This is a genomic window from Rhodospirillaceae bacterium (genome assembly GCA_018660465.1).
Classification (GTDB): Bacteria; Pseudomonadota; Alphaproteobacteria; order Rhodospirillales; family JABJKH01; genus JABJKH01.
The window spans coordinates 1-14,822 of the sequence record JABJKH010000108.1 but is presented as its reverse complement, the minus strand read 5'-3'; the positions used below and the strand labels follow the sequence as shown (position 1 = coordinate 14,822).

Here is a 14,822-nt window from a genome sequence, read left to right as displayed (position 1 = left end):
GGTCCGTGACTGTGCCCGTGATCATGCCCGTGATCGTGACCACCGCCGTTACCCCCGCCGTTTCCGCCACTCGCGCGCTCTGCGGTCAGCACGACAGTCGCCGAAATGACACCCGGAAGGTCAAATACCGATTTCTCAGCTTCCTTGCGCAAGGGTTCCAATTGTGGCCCGCGTTCCGGGTCTACTTCGATGGCAAACGCTACGTGGCCGTCTTGAATTTGTATGCCTGTAACCATGTTCTGGCTTACAATATCGTCACCGTTATCTTTAATATTCTTAAGAGCGTCTAAAATTTGTTGCTCTGTTATTCCTGCCATCACTTGTAAGCTCCACGTCGTCTAACTAATTAATTTATAATGAGGCGGTCCCTGCACGTTGCACGGACTGCCGGGCTGGCCTATAAACCAACCCTGTTCATATAGGAATTGTCTGTGGGCTAACAATAGCAAATGCTAATTTACCCACTAAAACGAGAGGGACGAATTTATGGCTTGGACTCCACAAGGCGGCGGTCAAGGACCTTGGGGCGGCGGCAACGGCGGCGGTGGCGGTGGTCGCGGACCAACGGGACCGGGCGGGCAACCCCCCGACATCGAGGAAATGCTGCGTCGCGGCCAGGATAAATTTAAAAAGGCGATGCCAAGCGGCTTTGGCAGCGGCAAAGGGCTCGCGCTGATCTTGCTGGTTCTTGTCGGACTTTGGTCCTTCAGCGGTGTTTATCGTGTGGAACCGGGTGTCCAAGGCGTCGAGCTCTTGTTTGGGCGCTATGTAAAACAAACAGGTCCCGGTCTTCACATTTGGTTCCCAGCACCAATTGGCCAAGTGTTTACGCCGAATGTTGATGTGACCAACACTGTCGCGATCGGTTTTAGAAGCCAGGGTGAATCAAATCACCGGGCGATTACGCGGGATGTACCTGTGGAAAGCCTGATGCTAACTGGTGACCAGAATATCATCGATATTGATTTTGTTGTTCAATGGCGGATCAAGAACGCTGCCGAGTACTTATTTAATATCCGCGATCCACAAGCAACGGTGAAAATTGTTGCAGAAAGTGCCATCCGTGAAGTGATTGGTCGGACCAAGCTTGAGGACGCACTGACCAAGGAACGTCAGCAAGTTGAATCCAAAACAAAGGCCCTTCTGCAAACTATTCTTGATGAATATAAGGCTGGCGTTGCCATTGCCGAGGTTAAGCTGCAAAAGGTGGATCCGCCCAAAGAAGTAATTGATGCCTTTAACGATGTGCAGCGTGCCAAGCAGGATCAGGAACGCAAGATCAACGAAGCGGTTGCATACAGTAACGATGTTGTTCCTCGGGCAAAGGGTGAAGCAGCAAAAATGCTTCAGGAAGCTCAGGCCTATAAGGCAAGGGTCATTGATGAGGCAACGGGTGAAGCATCTCGGTTCCTGTCTGTTTACAATGCTTATAAGGGTAATAAGGCAGTGACGAAGCGACGTATCTACTTGGAACGGATGCAAGACGTGCTCAAAAATTCAGAGAAGGTCATCATTGACCAAGGCAAGGGGGGCGGCTCAGGCGTAGTTCCATATCTGCCATTGCCCGAACTGAAGAAACGTAGCGAAGGGAAGAAATGATGAGTAAGATATTTCTCGCTGTTATTGGATTTGTTGTCATTGTCGGCGGCATCATCGCCAATAGCGCTCTGTTTACGGTCCATCAGACCGAGCAGGCTCTCGTTCTGCAGTTTGGTAATCCTGTTAAGGTCGTTAAGGAACCAGGTCTGCACTTCAAGACACCGTTTGTTCAAGATGTTACGATGTACGATAATCGTATCTTGAATTTGGATCCACCCCCGCAGGAAATTATTCTGCAGGATCAAAAACGCGTCAACGTGGATAGTTTTGCCCGCTACCGTATCGTTGATCCCCTGGAATATCGTAAGAAGGCATTTTCCGACGCCAACTTCATTCAGGTTTTCGGGGGCCGGTTAAATTCGGCTGTTCGTGCCGAGATTGGTAAAATTCTCTTGGGCGATATGCTGACCGAGAAACGTGCCACATCTATGAACCACATCTCGGAGCAAATGAAAGCCCAAGCGCCTGAATTTGGTGTCGAAGTTGTTGATGTTCGTATCGGACGGATCGATTTGCCGGAGGTGACGTCGCAATCGGTTTATAATCGGATGCGATCTGATCGTGTCGCTACGGCTGCTGAATTGCGTGCTAAGGGTGAGGAGCAAAAGCTTCGAATTCAAGCCAAAGCGGATAAGACCCGAATCATTATCGTTGCTTCGGCGAAGAAAGATTCGGAAATCTTGCGTGGTGAAGGCGATGGAAAAAAAACCACCATTCTTAACGAAGCCTATGGACAGGACGCAGAATTCTTCGATTTCTACCGTTCGATGGATGCTTTAGGTATTGCGGTTGAGGAGGGTACGACGATGGTCTTGAGCCCGGATTCGGATTTGTTCCAGTTTTTTGGCTCGATTCCCAAGATTAAGAACAGGAATTAGGTTTTAACAAGGAAACAAGCATACGAACATATGAACGATCTGCTGACGGCGTTGGGTTTGGTGTTGGTAATTGAAGGGGTCGTTTATGCGTTGTTTCCAGACGCCATGAAGCGGATGACGACGCAAATGCTACAAATACCGTCGACCAGTCTACGGTCGGCGGGTCTTGTCGCCGCTGTGATGGGTTTTTGTGTCGTGTGGTTCGTTCGAGGGTAACATTTTAGTGAAAATCCTATAAAGGCCTCACTTTTGCCCTAGTTCGGTCACATTCTCTGCCAATATAAGGGTCTGAGACATCAAATATTGATTTTACCTTCTCCATGGAGTGTTCTGACGTGAATCACATACATACTTCCAATGTTCGGAATGGTGGTCTTAATCGCCGTTCGCTGACCGCCCTGGTCTTAGTTGTCACAATGGGTTTGTCATCTGTGGTGGCCAACGCGAAATCAGCGCCGGACAGTTTTGCTGATCTGGCGCAGAAGCTACTTCCCGCTGTTGTCAACATTTCAACCACCCAGAACGTCGAAGGCCGGGGTGGTGTGCAAATACCGCAACTTCCACCCGGATCGCCGTTTGAAGACTTCTTCAAAGATTTTTTCGAGAAGAACCGTCGTCAGGAACAAAAGCGCAGTGTCACGTCGCTCGGATCCGGCTTTATCATTCGGAATGGCGAATACGTGGTGACCAATAACCACGTGATCCAGGATGCTGATGAAATTACGGTTATTCTGCAAGACAACACCCGCTTGAAAGCGGAACTCATTGGCCGTGATCAAAAAACCGACTTGGCAGTATTAAAAGTGAAGCCCAAAGATAAATTGCCAGCTGTTAAATTCGGGAACTCTGACAAAGCTCGGGTTGGTGATTGGGTAATCGCCATCGGTAATCCTTTCGGATTAGGTGGGTCCGTGACTGCCGGAATTATTTCTGCCCGCGGTCGAAACATTGGAAATGGTGCCAACTACACCGATTTCATTCAAACGGATGCTTCGATTAACCGTGGAAACTCTGGTGGACCAATGTTCAACCTTAATGGTGAGGTTATTGGCGTGAATACGGCGATTTATTCACCCACTGGGGGCAGTGTCGGAATTGGTTTCTCCATCCCTTCCGCTACGGTAAAAACCGTCGTTAACCAACTTATCAAACATGGTGAAGTTAAGCGTGGTTGGTTGGGTGTTCGCATCCAAGAAGTCACGGATGAAATTGCTGAATCCCTAGGGCTAAAAGAGGCCACCGGCGCACTGGTTGCCGATGTGGTCGCGGGCGGTCCGGCAGAAAAATCCAAAATCAAAACCGGTGATGTTATTCTGCGCTTTGATGGCAAGAAGGTGAAGACCATGCGTCACCTGCCCCGGCTTGTCGCCGAGACGGACATCGATAAGCCTGTTAAAGTTACCGTCTGGCGCAATAAAGAAGAGGTCAGCATCAATGTGAAGGTCGGTGAGCTTGATGAAGAAAAAATCAAGCAAGCATCGAAGTCGAGTGGTTCGGGTGGCAATAAAAATAATGTGGTCGTCGATGATCTGGGACTCGTCCTGTCAGTGGCGACGCCTGAGCTGAAAAAACGCTTCAAGCTGGATGAAAAAACCAAGGGCGTCGTCGTTACCAAGGTAAAACGCGACAGTGCCGCTGCGGAGAAAGGTCTTCGGCCTGGTGACGTGATTGTCGAAGTCACACAGGAAGAAGTCAGTCATCCTGGAAAGGTTCTTGAGAAAGTAAAAGCGGCAGTTGCGGCCGGTCGGAAGTCGGTGTTGCTTTTGCTTGAAGGCCAAGGTGGATTACGCTTCGTCGTCGTTAAGATCGGTAAAGCTGCCAAGAGTAAGAAAAAGAAGGGCTAACTGACGAATTCGTTTCGTTTGTATCCTTGGGCGTAGAGTACGCTAGTCAGGTCACCGTATTTGATCTGAAAGCGCGCGTTTGCGGCCACGACGGGTTTTGCGTGGAAGGCCATGCCCAGCCCTGCGGCTTGCAGCATGGGCAAGTCATTCGCGCCATCGCCAACGGTGACGGCGTCTTCCAAGGATATATTTTTCTCCTCAGTAAAGCGCTTCAGGGTCGCCAACTTGCCGTCTTTATCAATGATCGTGCTGCCGACCTGGCCCGTCAATTTGCCGTCTTCAATTTCAAAATTGTTGCTGACGTCCTCATGAAATCCGACCTGTTTGCGGATATGAGTGGTAAAAAACTTAAATCCACCAGAGACCAATACCGTGAATGCCCCGTTTTCGCGCATGGTTTGAACCAAGGTTCGGGCACCTGGCGTAAGTTCCATTTTGACCAAGGTTTTTTCCAAATTATCTATGCTCAGCCCCGCCAGCATGGCGACCCTTTGACGAAGCGACTCATCGAAGGCGATGGCACCATTCATGGCCTGGGTGGTAATTTCCGCGATCTCTTTCTTTTTGCCCGCAAATTCGGCTAGCTCGTCCAAGGTCTCGCAGGTAACGATGGTCGCATCCATGTCAGCTAAAAGCAGGGACTTGCGCCGTCCTGCTAAAGATTGTGCGAAGACATCTGTTTCTGTCAGCTGATTTCTGATCAGTGTTGCAGCCCGTGTGGGCTCCAACCCATCAAACAAAATATCGCAGGCAATTTGGTCAGCCAGCCAATCAAAAGCCCCCACGTCAGCACCCGCTTCGGCCAAGGCATCTGTGGCAACCGCAACTGCAGCGGTGTCCAAGTTTGCAAACTCGGAATTGACGGCGAGGGTAAGAACGTACTTCATGCGAATGTTGGAACATTATTTTATTAAGATAAGGTGGGTATAAGGCGCGTGTGCAGGGGAAGGCAAGTCTGATGGTGAACCGGGTTCTAATAATTGCCGGGCCCACGGCCGGGGGGAAGTCCGGGGCGGCGCTTGATGCTGCGCGGGAATTCGCTGGCACCGTCATCAATGCCGACAGCATGCAGGTCTACCGTGAGCTTCATATCTTATCAGCTCGGCCATCGGCAGACGATGAGACGCGCGCCCCCCACCGGCTGTATGGCGTACTACCAGCCAGTGATCGATGCTCCGCGGGGCGCTGGCTGGAATTGGTGGTGCCAGAGATAAAACAAGCCTGGGCAGAAGGCCGATTGCCAATCATCACGGGAGGCACCGGACTTTATATAAAGGCGTTGCTTGAAGGGCTGTCGCCAATTCCAGACATCCCCCCCCAGTATCGCACCGAAGCGGAGAAGCTTCTTACTGATCTAGGAGGGGAGACGTTTAAGAAAAAGCTGGCCGAACTCGATCCTTCCTCGGCTGCAAACCTGCCCGCCGGAGACCGTCAGCGACTCATCCGGGCCTATGAGGTGGTGAGGGCCACCGGGAAACCATTATCCCAATGGCAAGGCGGCGAGGACACTGCGCCTCTTGTCGATGCAGAATTCCAAACCATTGTCCTCATGCCACCTCGTGAAGCGCTTTATGCCGCCATCGATGCGCGCTTTGATCAAATGATTGAGGGGGGAGCCTTGGAAGAGGCAAAGACCCTCCATGATCTAGATTTAGACCCGGGCCTACCGGCCATGAAGGCTGTCGGTGTGCCGCAACTGGGGCGATATTTGCAGGGACAACAAACCTTGGAAACAGCATGTGATGACGCCAAGCGCGCATCTCGAAATCTGGCAAAACGACAAATGACTTGGTTTCGTAACCAAATAGAACCCAATTTAGGGGTATTTGAGCAATATTCGGAAAGTCAAAAGGAAAAAATCTTTTCATTTATTCGAAATTTTGTATTGACCCGCTAGATACGAACGATTAGGTTTCCGCCTTCTTGAGGGATACCTGGGAAGGCGCGGTCGCTCGCATGGAAGAGCCATGAGGCGGTGATCGTCTAATTCACTATTAGAAGCAGACCGAATTGAAGGCGTGGGTGAAAGATGTCGAACGAATTGAGTGATGAGCAATATAATGGCGCAACGATCCTGATTAAGGCTTTGGTCGATCAGGGCGTGGATACGGTGTTCGGATATCCGGGCGGTGCCGTGCTGCCTATTTACGATGCCATCTTCAAGCAGAACAAGCTGCGTCATATTCTGGTGCGTCACGAACAAGGAGCCATGCACGCAGCCGAAGGCTATGCTCGGTCCAGCGGCAAGGTCGGCTGCGTCCTAGTGACCTCAGGCCCTGGCGGGACTAATGCTGTGACCGGCCTTTGCGATGCCATGTCGGATAGTATTCCCGTAGTTTGTATTACGGGACAAGTGCCGACGCATTTGATTGGTAATGATGCGTTTCAGGAAGCCGATATTACAGGCATCACGCGTCCCTGCACGAAACACAATTACCTGGTAAAAGACGTGGATAGTCTGGCGGAGACTGTGCACGAAGCGTTCTACGTTGCGCGTAGCGGCAGGCCCGGCCCGGTTCTGATCGATTTTCCAAAAGACGTGATGAATGCGACGGGTGACTACACGCCACCGCTTGATGTCGAACACAAAACCTATAAGCCGCAGATGGATGGCGACAGCGCGTTGATCCGCGAAGCCGTGAAGATGCTGAAGGCTGCTAAGAAGCCGATCATCTATGCCGGCGGCGGGGTGATCAATTCTGGCCCGCACGCGTCTGAGTTGCTGACCGAATTGGTTCGCCTTACAGGTGCGCCGTGTACATTGACGCTCATGGGGCTTGGCGCATTTCCGGCATCTGATAAACAATTCGTCGGTATGCTCGGCATGCACGGAACATATGAATCCAATTTGGCGATGCATGATTGTGATGTGATGCTCGCGGTTGGTTCTCGGTTTGATGATAGGATCACCGGCAGGCTTGATCAATTCTCGCCGGGATCGAAAAAGATTCACATCGATATTGATCCGTCTTCCGTGAACAAAAACGTTGCCGTTGATTTGCCGATTATTGGCGACGTCGGCAGCGTGCTCACCGATATGGTTGAGGCCTGGAAGGCTGACCCGACTGAACAAGACAAAACAGCGATAGAAGACTGGTGGGTTGAGATCAATACCTGGCGCAAGAAAGACTGCCTGAAATTCGATGAAAACAGCGGTCTTATCAAACCACAATATGCGATCCAGCGTTTGTACGAGATGACCAAAGATCGGGAAGACGTGTTTATCACGACCGAGGTTGGTCAGCATCAAATGTGGGCGGCACAGTTCTATCATTTTGATAAACCCAATCACTGGATGACATCTGGCGGTCTGGGTACCATGGGCTATGGTTTGCCTGCGGCCATGGGCGTGCAAGTGGCGCACCCGGAGGCATTGGTTGTTGATATTGCTGGCGAAGCATCGACCCTGATGAACATTCAGGAAATGTCGACAATTGCTCAGTGTAAATTGCCGGTGAAGGTTTTCATCTTGAACAACCAGTATCTTGGCATGGTGCGCCAATGGCAGGAATTGTTGCATGGTGGCCGATATGCTGAAAGTTACATGGACTCGCTGCCCGATTTCGTTAAATTGGCCGAAGCATTTCAGGCCGAAGGCCTGCGGGCGACCAAGCTTGATGAATTGGATGACGTGATCAAAGCCATGATCGACTCGGACAAGGCGGTCATCGCTGATATCTGTGTTGATCCGGCGGAGAATGTGTTCCCGATGATTCCATCTGGTGCGGCGCACAACGAAATGTTACTGGGACCAGAGGATAAGGCTGAACAACCCATATCCGAAGAAGGCATGGTTCTGGTTTAGAGTACTGAGACTATTTTCGGGTAAAATTTCTGGGAAATAAGAACGTGACACCGATCGAAACGACAATTGAAAAGCACACCATCGCGGTTCTGGTTGATAATGAATCCGGCGTATTGGCGCGCGTGGTCGGGTTGTTTTCCGGTCGCGGGTATAACATCGAGAGCTTGACCGTGGCGGAAACAGACATCCACGAAAATCTTTCGCGCATTACCATTGTAACCTCAGGCACACCGATGATTATCGAACAGATCAAGGCGCAACTGGGCCGTTTGGTTCCGGTTCATAATGTGCGGGACCTGACATTGTTTGGGGCGCATGTGGAACGGGAACTGGCGTTGGTAAAGGTCCAAGGGACCGGCGACGCGCGTGTCGAAGCTTTGCGCATCGCGGATATCTTTCGGGCTCGCGCCCTTGATAGTTCCAACGAATCATTCGTTTTCGAAATCGTCGGAGACACCGGGAAGTTGGATGCTTTTATTAAACTCATGGAGCCATTGGGGCTTATCGATGTTTCGCGCACCGGCGTCGCTGCCATTGCGCGGGGAATTGATCCGCTCACCTAATACCAAGTTGCAGTAATAATGACCCATAGAGACGACATACCAAGGTTTTCGGCAAGGAGCGTGCGGCGCGGTGATGCTCTGCATCACAAGGCGTGCTTGACGCTGCCCGAAAGCCTTGGTATGTCGCCGCTTTGGTCGCAAATATGGCCCGTCGGAGGGCGTCCAAAAATCTTGCCGATGCCAGGCATCGCCTGCGACATTTCTCCTACCCGACGGACCGTATTTGCGATCTCTATGAGTCATTATTACTGCAATTTGGTATAAAGCTTCATTTCGTAATTTCTAATTTGACCAATTTGGTTCCTTTGAAGAGGTAAGACTATGCAAGTTTACTACGATAGAGACGCCGACGTTAACATGATTAAAGAGAAGAAGATCGCCGTCCTTGGCTATGGTAGCCAAGGTCATGCCCACGCGCTTAACTTGCGCGACAGTGGTGTGAAGGATGTGGTGATCGGTCTGCGTCCGGGTTCCGGCAGCATCGCCAAAGCCGAAGGCGAAGGCCTTAAGGTCATGTCGAATGCTGAAGCGGCAGCCTGGGCCGACATCGTTATGGTCCTGACCCCGGATGAAGGCCAGGCCAAACTTTACGCGGCGGACCTGCGTGACAACATGAAGCAGGGCGCAGCGCTTGCTTTCGCTCATGGTCTTTGCGTTCACTTTCAACTGATCGAACCCCGTCCTGATCTCGACGTCTTTATGGTTGCGCCGAAGGGCCCGGGCCACACGGTGCGTTCTGAATACGTCCGTGGTGCCGGTGTTCCGTGCTTGCTGGCTATTGAACAAGACGCCAGCGGCAACACCCACGATATTGGACTGGCCTATGCGTCAGCCATCGGGGGTGGCCGCGCCGGTGTTATCGGCACGACATTTAAGGAAGAATGCGAAACTGACTTATTTGGTGAGCAGGCGGTGCTTTGCGGCGGTTTGACCTCAATGATCCAAGCTGGGTTCGATACCTTAGTCGAAGCTGGGTACGCACCTGAAATGGCTTACTTCGAATGCGTGCACGAAGTTAAATTGATTGTCGATCTGATCTATGAAGGCGGCCTCGCCAACATGCGTTATTCGATTTCCAACACCGCTGAATACGGCGACTACACCAGTGGTCCTCGGGTCATCGATGCGGGTGTTAAGGAACGTATGAAGGATATTTTGGACGACATTCAAAAAGGAAAATTCGTGCGCGATTGGATGCTTGAAAACGAAGCTGGTTGCCCAAGCTTTAAAGCCCAACGTAAGGCGTCCGAAGCCAACCACATCGAAGAAGTCAGTCAGCGGCTGCGCGACATGATGCCGTGGATTTCAGAAAATGCTTTGGTCGATAAGTCTAAGAACTAAGCCGTTCTGAAAAGTCTAAACGATTTAAGCCGCGCCCTTCGAGGCGTGGCTTTTATTTAGCCATCAAGCCAGGCAACAGCGCGGATCGGGCTTCCTGTTCCGCCCTTGATCTTCAGTGGGAACCCAATAAATTTGAAGCGGCCCTTGCCCACAAGTTTCTCCATATTGACGAGGCCTTCCATATGGGTGAAGCCCAAATCCCGACAAACGTGATGGACCTCAAAATTATGCCGCCCCGGTCGCCCAGGGCTCACCGCTTCGACGCCGAAACTTACGATCTCTAGTTCGCCGAGCCAGGTTGCAGATTCCTTTGTCAGTCCCGGAAAGTCGGTCAAGTATCCGGGTGTGCCTTGCGCCCGGCGGTGATAGTCCATGTGCAGCAGCACCGTATCACGAGGCCGAATATCCACGCCTGCGACCTCGATTGCTTTTTTCAGATCATCGATGGAAATGTCAGATTTTAGTTCCTTGTGTGACAGGTCCAGACATACCGCCTCGGTGAAATAATCCTCCAACGGCGTCTCATCTATGGATTTCGCTTGATGGCTGGAATCGAAGTGAATTGGCGCATCAACGTGTGTGCCGGAATGATCCCCCATCGCAAGCGACAGGGTTGAGCATGTAAACTCATACCCATCCGCTTCACGAACCTCGTCATGTGTGGCGTAATTCGTAATAACAATAGATGGGTGATTAGGCAGCCGCGGCATCATATGGGTGAGATCTTTACTCAGATCGATCAACTGCATCTATCTTCTCCTCGAACCAACTAATTGCGAACGCAACTCAGAATAGATCGGCTTGCCTCAATCGGCAAGATGCTGTGTTACGGCCGATGCAACTCTGCCCGCGTCCTCGTAAACGTCCGCCGCCCGCGTTTAAAGCCGAAAAGCGCTTGCGCGTTGGTGGCGATGGTTTCGTCGGCTGTTTTCGCGTCCCAGACGACGAGGTCGGCTTGCTTGCCGACTTCAACGCCGTAGTCGTCTCGACCAAGCAGTTTGGCGGGGCTGTAGCTTAGCATGTCGAAGCATTGGGTGAGTTCGTCGGCTGTGCCGCGTTGGGCGACGTTGGCGTACATGTTGGCCATGCGCACCATGGAGCCATCACCGAAAGGGGTGAACGGGTTGAGGATGTTATTGGTCGACAGGCAGCAATTTGCGCCGCCGTTCATCAGGGCGTTGACGTCGGCGACACCGCGAATAACGCTGTGGTCTTGGTGGCGGCCTTGGGTGAACAGATCAGTTGCCGGTAGGACAGTAACCGTGACGCCGTAATCAGAAAGTTTTTTGCCCAATTCGGCCAATTCGGCTGGGTTCATGGCCGCGTACTTGGAACCATGCCCGATGGCGACCCGTCCGCCCCAGCCGATTTGCTCGGTCAGTTCACACACCAAATGAATATCCATGTCTTCGGCGACGTGCCCGACATCGAGGTGAATATCAACGTCGATGTCATATTCCTTGGCGAGCTCGAATATACGGCGGATTTGCGCGGGGCGGTCGCTATCATAACTGGGCGCGCCACCAATTGCCTCGGCACCGCGTTCCACCCCCGCGACTAAATTTTCGTCGGCGCCGGGGACGCCGGTTAGTCCTTCTTGTATGAAGACGCAGAGGTCGAGGTCAATCGCCCAGGCGTAATCTTTGACCAGTTGTTCCAATGCGTAAAAACTATTCATGCCGACGTTGGGGTCGACTTCCACATGGGTGCGCATGTGGGTGGTGCCATTGATCAGGCAGGATTCCAAAGAGGCCTGTGCCCGTTCGTAGACATCGTCGACCGTAAACGTGTGTTTGACAGCAGACACCCGTTTCATGTGGTCGGTACCCCGGTTGGGCGACGGCGAACTGCGGTCGAGAATGCGTGACTTATCGAGATGAATATGCGTTTCGACCAGACCCGGCGACACCATGCAGCCCTCGACTTCAATTTCTTCGCCTTCGGCCGACAGTGCTGGTTCTATGGCGGTGATTTTCCCGTCTTGAATTCCGATGTCTTGCAAGGGCGCATCTGGGGCTGAGCCGACAATGCGGGCATTGCGTAAAATTAAATCTAAAGCCATTTACGAGTTTCCTTCTTCATAATTATTTTTCTTAGCCCGCTGTGCCCGCTTGATTAAGGATCGCGTGCAACAGGACATCACACCCGGCGGCGCAGTGTTCCTTGCTGGCATATTCAATTTCGGCGTGACTGATGCCGTTTTCGCAGGGCACAAAAATCATCGCGGTTGGTGCGACTTGGGCGACGTAAATTGCATCATGCCCGGCACCTGAGACGATTTCCATTTGGTCGTAATCACAAAGCGTGGCGCCTTCCCGAACTGCATCAACACAATCTTTGTCAAATTGTGTCGGCTCCAAGGCCCAAATTTTGGAGACTTCAACACCCATATCGGTCTGTTGGGAGAGGTCTTCGCAATAGGTTCGTAATTCTTGTTCCATATGTGCCAGTGCTTCAGCCTCTGGATGACGCATATCAACCGAAAATATAACTTTGCCGGGGATCACGTTTCTGGAATTCGGGCTGACCTGCATGAAGCCGACAGTGGCAGCACCGAAGGGGGGATGATCGTGACCAATGCGATTAATTTCCTGCACAATCTTCGACGCTGTGACCAAGGCGTCTTTTCGCGCAGGCATGGGGGTCGGACCCGCATGGGAATCTTGGCCGGTGACGGTAATATCGTACCAGCCTTGGCCGTTAGCAGCGCCCACCACGCCGATGGTTTTTTCCTCGGCTTCCAAGATTGGCCCTTGTTCGATGTGCAGCTCGAAGTAAGCGCCCATCTCGTGTCCGCCTGCGGGTTCGTCGCCGGCATACCCAATGCGTTCCAGTTCTGCGCCAAGTGTTGCACCCTCGGTGTCTTCGGCGGCTTTGATTTCGTCAATATCGAAGGCCCCCGCAAAAACGCCTGATCCCATCATGGAGGGAGCAAATCGGGTGCCTTCTTCGTTGGTCCAGACGCAGACTTCGACGGGAGCCTCGGTTTCAACTTTGTGGTCGTTAAGGGTGCGGATGACTTCCAATCCCGCCAGCACGCCCAGGACGCCGTCAAATTTCCCACCGCTGGGCTGGGTGTCAAGGTGGCTTCCTGTGGTGATTGGCGCCAAGGTGTTATCTTTGCCAGGGCGACGGGCGAACATATTGCCGATAGAATCCACACGGACTGTGCAGCCGGCACTTTGACACCAGGAAACAAATAGATCGCGGCCTTGCTTATCCAGATCGGTCAGCGCCAACCGACGGCATCCACCTTTCGGAGTCGCACCGATTTTCGCCATCTCCATCAGGGTGTCCCAAAGGCGACCACCGTCGATATGAATATTTCGCACTTCGTATGTCTCCCCCTCGTTTGATCACTACCCTAACAAGCGTTTGAGATTTTCCCAATTCATTTGATTGGTTTCAATTGTTAATCCGATCTAATTCTCGGGCATACCGATTGTAGCGTTGGTGATATTCGTCGAATTCCGGGATATTTGCGGTTTTTTCGGCAAATGTCCGTAACACCGGCGCTTGTTTGGCGGCGAAATCATACATATCAACCTTCGGCATTCGGGGAATTAATGTCGTAAAGTTCAGGACGATGTGGCCGCCGGTTGGTTTCATGGCAACCTTCATCAATTCCGGTCTCAATGTGGGTACGCTCTCCAGTAGCCATTCAGCATAAGGGACCAGAATTTCAGCGTCCTGCTCAAGCGCGTGACGTTCGAGATCAAAGCTTTCTCGCGTGATCACTTTTTTACCTTGGTAAACAACGGCGGCTTCTTCAGATGTATCACAGAGCCAGCCCGGCTTAGGGATCAACAGATCGGTTTGATCGGTTTCATCACGGGCCGCAGAAAAGGGCATGGTGCGGCAGCGGAGTGGCTTGTTTGGGTGAAGCCGGCAAAGGCCGTCATCTGTGAGTTCAGAGCACGCCATGGACGGCGGGATATAGGACGCTGGATAAATTCGAACGGCGGCTTTCTTGCCCCGTTTTAGCTTGAGGGTGAGCCCCTGTCGGGCAGTTTCATCAAACGATCTGCCACCCTGGCGCAGTGGGCTCCAAATGACAAAAAGCGGGAAGCGGTCAGCGTGTGTGAGTGCATCGTCGAGGGTCAAAGGCAACCAACCAGTGCAACATTTTCCGCAGGCGGTACAGTCGAAACGGCGTTCCATTTTTTAGACCATCATAATCATGCAGCACCGCAGCATTTTTTGAACTTTTTTCCTGATCCGCAGGGGCAGGGTTCGTTACGTCCAACTTTTTGAACTCGTCTTGGTTCACCCCGGGGGTTCATCTGGCCTCCCGTATACACCCATTGTCCTTGTTCGCGTTTGAAGTCAGAGCGTTCGTGATGCATACGGTCTTCACCATCCTGATGAAATGTAGCAGCAAATTCGACAGTGCCTGTATTATCCTCAGTCCCGCCGCCCGTTGTTTCTCTTATGTCCAGGCTGAGCCACTTAACGCTGTTGGCCATGCTTTCCGCCGCTGATCTATTGTAGTCATCGCGGACTTCTTTCCCGTGGGTCTTTTCAATGTGGTCGATATTGCCTTTGACGTAGGCGGAATAACGAGACCGCATTAATGCTTCGGCAGTTGGGGCTGGTGTTCCTGCAATAATAGGTTCGCAACAGGCATCAAAATTTTTTTTAGAACCGCACGGGCATGTTGTCATGTTTAGAGTCTATCTTTTCTACGGGTTATGATTCTCCTGAGTTTTTAAAATTGGGCCTAAACGCTTCGTCTCACAAGACAAATTCAGCAAAATTCCAGTTGACATATTCGTCGAATACAGCCATCTCT

Annotated in this window: 15 protein-coding genes; 8 read left to right on the top strand and 7 right to left on the bottom strand. The window is 51.8% G+C overall.

Features of this window, described 5'->3' with window-relative positions; all coding sequences use genetic code 11:
- A partial coding sequence (locus tag HOM51_18380; protein ID MBT5036484.1) for an iron-sulfur cluster assembly protein occupies positions 1-317 on the bottom strand: 317 nt, incomplete at its 3' end.
- A 169-nt stretch (positions 318-486) separates the two neighbouring features.
- Here HOM51_18380 and hflK point away from each other — a divergent pair.
- The 4 genes from hflK (at position 487) to HOM51_18360 (ending at position 4,321) form a co-directional block, all read left to right on the top strand.
- Positions 487-1,599: an FtsH protease activity modulator HflK gene (gene hflK / locus HOM51_18375; protein MBT5036483.1), complete on the top strand. Its 1,113-nt coding sequence runs from the start codon at positions 487-489 to the stop codon at positions 1,597-1,599.
- The gene (locus HOM51_18370) at positions 1,599-2,477 is read left to right on the top strand and encodes a protease modulator HflC (GenBank protein MBT5036482.1); all 879 of its coding nucleotides are present in this window, start codon (positions 1,599-1,601) and stop codon (positions 2,475-2,477) included. Before hflK ends, HOM51_18370 begins: the two co-directional genes overlap by 1 nt.
- A 30-nt stretch (positions 2,478-2,507) precedes the next feature.
- Complete coding sequence (locus HOM51_18365) at positions 2,508-2,693, top strand: DUF2065 domain-containing protein (GenBank protein ID MBT5036481.1); 186 nt, start codon at positions 2,508-2,510, stop codon at positions 2,691-2,693.
- A gap of 104 nt (positions 2,694-2,797) precedes the next feature.
- Positions 2,798-4,321, top strand: a complete 1,524-nt coding sequence (locus tag HOM51_18360; protein MBT5036480.1) for a DegQ family serine endoprotease — start codon at positions 2,798-2,800, stop codon at positions 4,319-4,321.
- On the opposite strand, the gene serB is transcribed toward HOM51_18360, so the two are convergent.
- Positions 4,318-5,208 (bottom strand): phosphoserine phosphatase SerB, encoded by an 891-nt coding sequence (serB, locus tag HOM51_18355; protein MBT5036479.1) that lies wholly within the window; start codon positions 5,206-5,208, stop codon positions 4,318-4,320. The genes HOM51_18360 and serB overlap by 4 nt on opposite strands.
- A 71-nt stretch (positions 5,209-5,279) precedes the next feature.
- Between serB and miaA the strand changes: the two genes are divergently transcribed.
- The 4 genes from miaA (at position 5,280) to ilvC (ending at position 10,030) form a co-directional block, all read left to right on the top strand.
- A complete protein-coding gene (gene miaA / locus HOM51_18350; protein MBT5036478.1) occupies positions 5,280-6,218 on the top strand; it encodes a tRNA (adenosine(37)-N6)-dimethylallyltransferase MiaA in 939 nt (312 codons plus the stop codon).
- 132 nt (positions 6,219-6,350) lie between these two features.
- Entirely contained in the window at positions 6,351-8,126 is a 1,776-nt protein-coding gene (locus HOM51_18345; GenBank protein ID MBT5036477.1) for an acetolactate synthase 3 large subunit, read from the top strand.
- 53 nt (positions 8,127-8,179) lie between these two features.
- Positions 8,180-8,689: an acetolactate synthase small subunit gene (gene ilvN / locus HOM51_18340; protein MBT5036476.1), complete on the top strand. Its 510-nt coding sequence runs from the start codon at positions 8,180-8,182 to the stop codon at positions 8,687-8,689.
- A 321-nt stretch (positions 8,690-9,010) separates the two neighbouring features.
- Entirely contained in the window at positions 9,011-10,030 is a 1,020-nt protein-coding gene (gene ilvC, locus HOM51_18335; protein MBT5036475.1) for a ketol-acid reductoisomerase, read from the top strand.
- A gap of 56 nt (positions 10,031-10,086) precedes the next feature.
- Here ilvC and HOM51_18330 read toward each other — a convergent pair whose 3' ends face one another.
- From HOM51_18330 to HOM51_18310, 5 genes are all read right to left on the bottom strand, one after another.
- Positions 10,087-10,779 carry a cyclase family protein gene (locus HOM51_18330; protein MBT5036474.1) on the bottom strand — a complete coding sequence of 231 codons (693 nt, stop codon included), beginning with the start codon at positions 10,777-10,779 and terminating at the stop codon, positions 10,087-10,089.
- A 77-nt stretch (positions 10,780-10,856) separates the two neighbouring features.
- On the bottom strand, positions 10,857-12,092 hold the full coding sequence (locus HOM51_18325) for an amidohydrolase family protein (GenBank protein ID MBT5036473.1): 1,236 nt from the start codon (positions 12,090-12,092) through the stop codon (positions 10,857-10,859).
- Positions 12,093-12,123: 31 nt separating this feature from the next.
- Positions 12,124-13,362 (bottom strand): Zn-dependent hydrolase, encoded by a 1,239-nt coding sequence (locus HOM51_18320; GenBank protein MBT5036472.1) that lies wholly within the window; start codon positions 13,360-13,362, stop codon positions 12,124-12,126.
- Positions 13,363-13,435: 73 nt separating this feature from the next.
- The gene (locus HOM51_18315; protein MBT5036471.1) at positions 13,436-14,191 is read right to left on the bottom strand and encodes a YkgJ family cysteine cluster protein; all 756 of its coding nucleotides are present in this window, start codon (positions 14,189-14,191) and stop codon (positions 13,436-13,438) included.
- Positions 14,192-14,208: 17 nt separating this feature from the next.
- Positions 14,209-14,694: a hypothetical protein gene (locus tag HOM51_18310; protein ID MBT5036470.1), complete on the bottom strand. Its 486-nt coding sequence runs from the start codon at positions 14,692-14,694 to the stop codon at positions 14,209-14,211.
- Positions 14,695-14,822: the final 128 nt, after the last annotated feature.